6 protein-coding genes are annotated in these 6,000 nt (G+C 41.9%); 5 read left to right on the top strand and 1 reads right to left on the bottom strand.

Annotation, left to right across the window (positions count from 1 at the left end):
* Nucleotides 1-541: 541 nt before the first annotated feature.
* The 4 genes from HV213_RS31205 to HV213_RS31190 all read left to right on the top strand — a co-directional run bounded on the left by HV213_RS31205 (nucleotide 542) and on the right by HV213_RS31190 (nucleotide 3,637).
* On the top strand, nucleotides 542-1,615 hold the full coding sequence (locus HV213_RS31205; RefSeq protein ID WP_022652149.1) for a hypothetical protein: 1,074 nt from the start codon (nucleotides 542-544) through the stop codon (nucleotides 1,613-1,615).
* Between the two features lie 17 nt (nucleotides 1,616-1,632).
* Nucleotides 1,633-1,833 (top strand): hypothetical protein, encoded by a 201-nt coding sequence (locus HV213_RS31200; RefSeq protein ID WP_022652148.1) that lies wholly within the window; start codon nucleotides 1,633-1,635, stop codon nucleotides 1,831-1,833.
* The gene (locus tag HV213_RS31195; RefSeq protein ID WP_015063095.1) at nucleotides 1,830-2,549 is read left to right on the top strand and encodes a DnaJ-like cysteine-rich domain-containing protein; all 720 of its coding nucleotides are present in this window, start codon (nucleotides 1,830-1,832) and stop codon (nucleotides 2,547-2,549) included. The genes HV213_RS31200 and HV213_RS31195 overlap by 4 nt, the downstream gene beginning before the upstream one ends.
* Before the next feature lie 266 nt (nucleotides 2,550-2,815).
* Nucleotides 2,816-3,637, top strand: coding sequence for a hypothetical protein (locus HV213_RS31190; RefSeq protein WP_015063094.1), 822 nt, complete (start codon nucleotides 2,816-2,818; stop codon nucleotides 3,635-3,637).
* 14 nt (nucleotides 3,638-3,651) lie between these two features.
* On the opposite strand, the gene HV213_RS31185 is transcribed toward HV213_RS31190, so the two are convergent.
* Entirely contained in the window at nucleotides 3,652-4,497 is an 846-nt protein-coding gene (locus HV213_RS31185) for a DNA adenine methylase (RefSeq protein WP_015063093.1), read from the bottom strand.
* 339 nt (nucleotides 4,498-4,836) lie between these two features.
* On the opposite strand from HV213_RS31185, the gene HV213_RS31180 reads away from it, so the two are divergent.
* Entirely contained in the window at nucleotides 4,837-5,991 is a 1,155-nt protein-coding gene (locus HV213_RS31180; protein WP_022652146.1) for a ParB/RepB/Spo0J family partition protein, read from the top strand.
* Nucleotides 5,992-6,000: the final 9 nt, after the last annotated feature.

Raw genomic sequence — 6,000 nt, 5'->3', positions numbered from 1 at the left:
TTAAACTTACCCACCATGTTTTTCCCTTTCTACATTTAGCTGTGAATAGATTATTCGTCCAAATGCTTTTCACGCATTAAACTAAATGCCTTTTCAATTCAAGTAAATGCTTTTCTTATTCGATCAAATGCTTTTCGCATGCACCTGAATGCCGGATCATTGCTATTTCTTTTAAAAATCATCACGTTACAATGGTCGTGATCTTTATTATTCTCTATTGATCTCTATTGATCTAAAGAATTGATCTATCTTGTGGAAAACGGGGATAAATTCCCTCTGAGAAAGAGCTCTGGCCCTACAAATTTAGGATTGGATACAAACCCTGTATAGAATGCAGCCGGGAAAAATATCAGTTAGCATGAAGTTATTAAGAAAGATAAATTCAAACTATTCAGATTTTCTTTTTAATTTAATTTTTAAAACAGCCTATTTTTGAATTAGTAAGATACCTAACCACTAAAAGAAATTTTGTTTTTTATGCCTTCAGAGTTGTTTGAATCTGAGAGCATTAATGTATCATGTAATAAAAAAAGGTGCTTATATGAATCATTGCGACTATCAGATTATTGAAATCAGCCCAAAAGATCTTATTATCGAGCCTGGATTTAATCCACGGGAAGCGGTAATCGGTGATCTTTGTTACGAACAGGAGCCAGTAAAATCGGCAATTATTTCTCTCAAGCAAGCCTATAAAGAGGGGCGACGTGTTGATTTAATTAAGGTAGTAAAGAAGGACTCCAAGTACGTTGTCCGGCAAGGGCATTGTCGTTACAGAGCATTATTGCTTGCTCTCGCGGAAGGAGCTGACATCCAGCTCTTTTCAGTCGTACTTATGCACTACAAGGATAAAATCGAAGAATACCTAGAGAACCTTGATGGGAACAGGAATAACAGTCTCAATCCCGTTGCACTAGCTTACGCACTCGCAGAGACCCTGAAGCTTGGCTCTACCGTTGAATCCCTTGCTATGCGCTATCAGCGGTCTGGCACAGCGATTCGCAATCAGCTTAAAATCCTTGATATGCCTTTAGAACTGCAACGTTTAATCAGCCTAAACCTTATTAAAAAAACACTCGCGATTGAAATCATGTTGAAGTATTCCAATGATCATGCAAAAGTCCTTGCACACTTGGAGTCCTGTTCTTTTTTAGTGCCATCTTCTGGCGTACTTGATTTATCGAAACCAACAACCGTTGAAACAGCAACAAACAGTGAGCCACTCGAAGAACAGGAAAAACCTCCTGTACATATTAACCCTAAAGACATTAAAACAAAGTCTATCACTCGCAGTTCGTTAGGTATTAAACGTCTTTCACATAAAAAAACTGAACGGTTAAAAAATGAATTTATTGGTTTGATTGATAATGTAGGGTCAACAATGTCAGACAATAATAAACTGACAGAATTAATTTTAGACGGACAGCATTCTAATTTATTTATGAACGTCAGTAACACTTTAATCACAAAAACAAATGAAAGTGTAAAGATCACTTTAGATGAAGCAAAACTTCAACTTGTATTAAGTCTTCTAAATGATGAAAATACTGCAATCATCATTCCAAAATCTAAGGTTACAGAACTGAACGAAATTCGTGACCTTTTGACAAATGAGTAGATAGCTGAGGATAATTTATGGACAAGATTGTACATTTTACCGTCATTAATACTTTTAACGATTTACTTATTGCGAAAGCCTCGCTCGACCGTAACATTGTTGAGATCAACGCTGGTAAGCGCTTTGATCATTTTGAAGAAGGACATGATCAGTATGTACAGAAAGTGACTGACGCTTTACTTATCGTGGAGGGACGTCTGGAGAACCTTAAAAAATGAAACATTCAATTTTTTTTACTCACGATGGTTATTTATTGCCAGCGGTCGTAAAGCCTTTCCACGGTAACGATGGGCACTATTATGCCATGATCACACGTGAATGCTTTGCCTGCGGAGGGACAGGAGAAATCGCAAACGCCGTCTGCGTGACATGTAATGGAAGCAAAACGTCACCGGCCACAGAGGAAAAACTGGTACTGAAAGAGGGCATCGAATTTCTTGAAACTATCCCGGAATTTCGCTGCAATCCCGATCTAGACGCTTGGAAACGTAGGCACAGCGGGCACCTGGCATTGTTACAAGCCGATAATTCTAAGTTTGCAGTAAGCATTTCACAGCAGTTAAACAACAATCTCTTTTTAACAGTTCGTCAGTTAGAATCTTTCTACTCAACTTACCAACCCGTTTCTAAAGATTTGCCAGAAAACGCTGATGTACCTGTTGAGCATTCTTTCAGCATTGGTGATGTAGTGAGTATTGATATCATTTTTACAGAAGTGCGAGCTGCTTTTTCAAAAGGCTCCCACAGCTACTTTTTTACTTTTACAGGCAAAAAGCAGAATGATGGATTCGCATTAACAGGTAATGTGCAGGATCATGTTTTATTGGGGCATAGCTATCATCTTTCCGGAAGGGTGAGAAAGATCCACTATTTTGACTCTGTGCCCTACGCATTACTGACGGTGTTTAAATTAACCACAAAGCCTAGTGCGTAGTGAACAGAACTCCCAAATACAGGGTGTTTATTCATTAGCCACAGGCTTTCTGCACTGTCGTGCCGACTCACTCACGTCAAATTTGTTGCTCACGCATCGGGTTTTTACCCGGTTTTAAACTCCGAAAAATATGCCTATTTCTTTAAATTCAACACCCGTTATTAACTAATCTTTTAAATTAAAAATGATAATCTTATTAATTATATATTTAATTTTATTCTCCTTAACATTCAGGTTAAGGCGATTTTGTTAAAACGGAGTGATGTATGCAAAATGATCTTGGACTTGGGTTCATCTGCAAGTCAGCAAGAGCGTCAGCAAAAATTATATCCCGGAAAGTTACTTTTCCGCTAAATGGCTCGAGTACTACAAAACTTACCCTAACGGGACTACAGTGTCATCCATCCTGCCGGTTTCCGTTTTACCAGCTGTCTATGCTAATCCACAACCAGCTCGCTGATCATGCCGCCAACGTTGTCGATGAAAATGCTCCGTTCACTGTATCCATTAACATACATGAATGGCTGAGTCGTGCCAGAGTGGCATTTATTGATTATCACGGTCTGCGTAATACCGATAAAACAGCAATGATCACATTGGATCATCTGGAAGAATTACTTACTCACTTGTCGACTACATTGGCCGTATATATCCCGTATTCAAAGAAGCGCCTGAACTTTAGCTTTCTGACGTCCTTTACACTGATCAAAACATCACAGTCTTATACTTTGATGTTCCCTGGTGTGCTGCGGCCGATCTTGGTGTTACTTGGGGGGTTAATTCAGGAATTTATGACCGAGAAGTTATTGAAGAGACGTAATACCCAACTTGTCATTTTTGAATATTTGCGAAAGTCTCGGCGCCATTCCCATAAAATTACCGATATTGCTAACGCTCTTCAGTTGCAGACGGTGAACGTACGAATCATGCATGTTCTTACCCAACTTGCAGATCTGGGGCTTATATCGTTTATTTGTGAAGGTAAGAGAGGGGAGCGGTCCATCGAAGAGCTTCAGTTTATTCCTTATGCCAGTCGGGACCATTCCGAAGTTTTGAGCTTTGAGGAATGGATAAGCCCGATCGACTAACCACTGACTGTCACTTAACGAAGGACAGCCAGGATCTCTTTTTCCTTTTTTCGCGATTTTGATTGACTGCCGACAGAACGGTAAGCATTGAGAGTATGAATTTCAAAACCGCGTTCTTCATAGAGCTCCAGCGTAAAGGGAGTCAAGCTGTTGGATATGGCCACTGAAGCCCCTTTACGATGAGCTGCCACCAGCATATCCGCCAGTTTAACATGTGCGCTCTTATTGAACGGTATGCCGTCATAACTGACAAAGCTGGTTTTGCTGATTTTATCATAAGGCGGATCGCAATAAATTTGGTCACAACCACCAGCACTCTCCAACGTCAGACCAAAATCTGCGGTTGTCAGCTCAACGCCAGAAAGTCTGAATGAGAGATAATCGACTTTCTGGGGGTCCAGAGTTAACTTGGATCGATTCCCCCACGGAACTGAGTACTTACGTTTCAGATTGTAACGACACAGGCCGTTATATCCGAGTCGGTTCATTGCGTAGAAAAGGACTGCTCGTTGCAGCGGGGCATCATCCAAACTGGTGCTGTTAAACGTGTTCCTCAGCTTTAAGTAATCCTCTTTATCAAATTCCCTTTCCGCCAGAAGATTCACTTCTCTGATGAATGCCGATTTATTCCGCTGGATGTTGCGGTACAGATTGATTAGATCCGGATTACTGTCTGCCAAGAGTGCATCGGTGGCAAACATGTTAAGGAACACAGCGCCCCCGCCGATAAATGGTTCGACCCACCGACGGCTCTGATCATGTGGGAAATGCTGACTGATGAATGGCATCAGTTTGGTTTTACCCCCCGCCCATTTGATGATTGGTGTATGTTTTCGCAACGCGTATTCTCCTTTAAGCATTATCGGTATGTCACCCTTATGGTACCGAAAGCCGGATTACAACCAACAAGGTTTAAGCAGGGAAAATCGCGGGTGTTGTGAAAGAAATTTTCATTCCGACACATTTTTTTATTTTTTTTCACTTTTTGGCAAAAAAGTTAACTACCTTCTTAGCTCGCATAAACATTTGTTTTTAATTGTTTATTTAATCTTTTAGGTCTGAGCATCAGAACGTTTTGCTTCGCGAAATTCGGAATAAACCCCAAAAGTACCTTTTTAACGAAAAAGTGAGATTTTTTTTTCCGGTAGTATTCACGCACAGATGAAAGGTATGGCAAAAAAGAATACAACGGAGTATCTATGAGTGATCTGATGACTGATTCCCAGCAAACTAACTCACGGGTCTTTAAATCACCCCTCGTGTCATTTTCAACAGTGACAGGTTCCGGCCGATTCGTCAGTGGCATGAAGCAGTTCCGCGACGCGAACCCTGACCTTTGTAATGAAGTCACTGAACAAAAAGCTTGGGCTATCAACCCTTCAGTGGTTCAAATCTCGCCAGGCTTCAACTCCCGTGAGATGGGGATGGGGGAGGCATATTACCAGCTGCCGGAAGTCGTAGATCATCTCAATAACATCAAGTGTGCATTCATCCGGGGTGATTACGTTGACCCTATACGCGTTCTGATCAAAGACGGTATTCCGTACGTTTGCCAGGGCCATTGCCGTTTAAAAGCGGCTTTAATGGCTCAGGCAGAAGGACATACTGACCTCACCATTCTTTGCATCGAGATGAAAGCCGATGAGATCAGCTGCGAACTGACGACAATTGACGGGAACCGTGGTCTGGCTCTTTCTCCAGTGGCACTGGGTGAATCCTACAGACGTCTTCAGGCGCTGGGCGGATGGTCGCTTGATCGTATTGCCGAACGTGAGGGCAAGAGTAGTACAACCATTGCTGCTCTCATTCGTCTGACCGGATGCTCTGTCTACATCAAAAAATTAATCCATGCCGATGCTATTTCCTATGTTGCAGTCCTATCCCTTATTGATGAGTTCGGTGAAACGGAAGCCATCTCTCGTATCGAAAAAATGATCGCCGAGCTTGAGAAAGCTGATTCAAGCGGTATCAAGATTAAGAAGACGCCACGTGGCAGTATTCGTGTTGTCCCTTCCGATTTTAAACCGGCACGTGTTCCACCTGTTCTCGCCACAAAAGCCGTAGAAGGGGTCAAACTCATCACTACGAGTTTGTTGCAGAAACTCGGTGATATCCAACTTCCCGAAGTGACCGACTCCAGCGAAGATGAAGAAATTTCCTTTACGTTGAACCGAAGCATGCTGGAGATGCTCAAGAACCTGCAAAGTGAGATCACTGAAGCAGAAAACAAGCAGCTTCGCCGGGTCGAAAATCGGCAAGCTCGATTGAAAGGGGAGAAAGTGACTTACAAATCCGCGAAAAACACAAATACTGGCGGAGAACCACAATCTGAAGCACCACCAGCACAGGCTTGAATTAAGCAT

This window comes from Klebsiella sp. RHBSTW-00484 (assembly GCF_013705725.1).
Classification (GTDB): domain Bacteria; phylum Pseudomonadota; class Gammaproteobacteria; order Enterobacterales; family Enterobacteriaceae; genus Klebsiella.
Note: the sequence above shows the minus strand (reverse complement) of the source record. Positions and strands in the feature narration are given on the sequence as shown.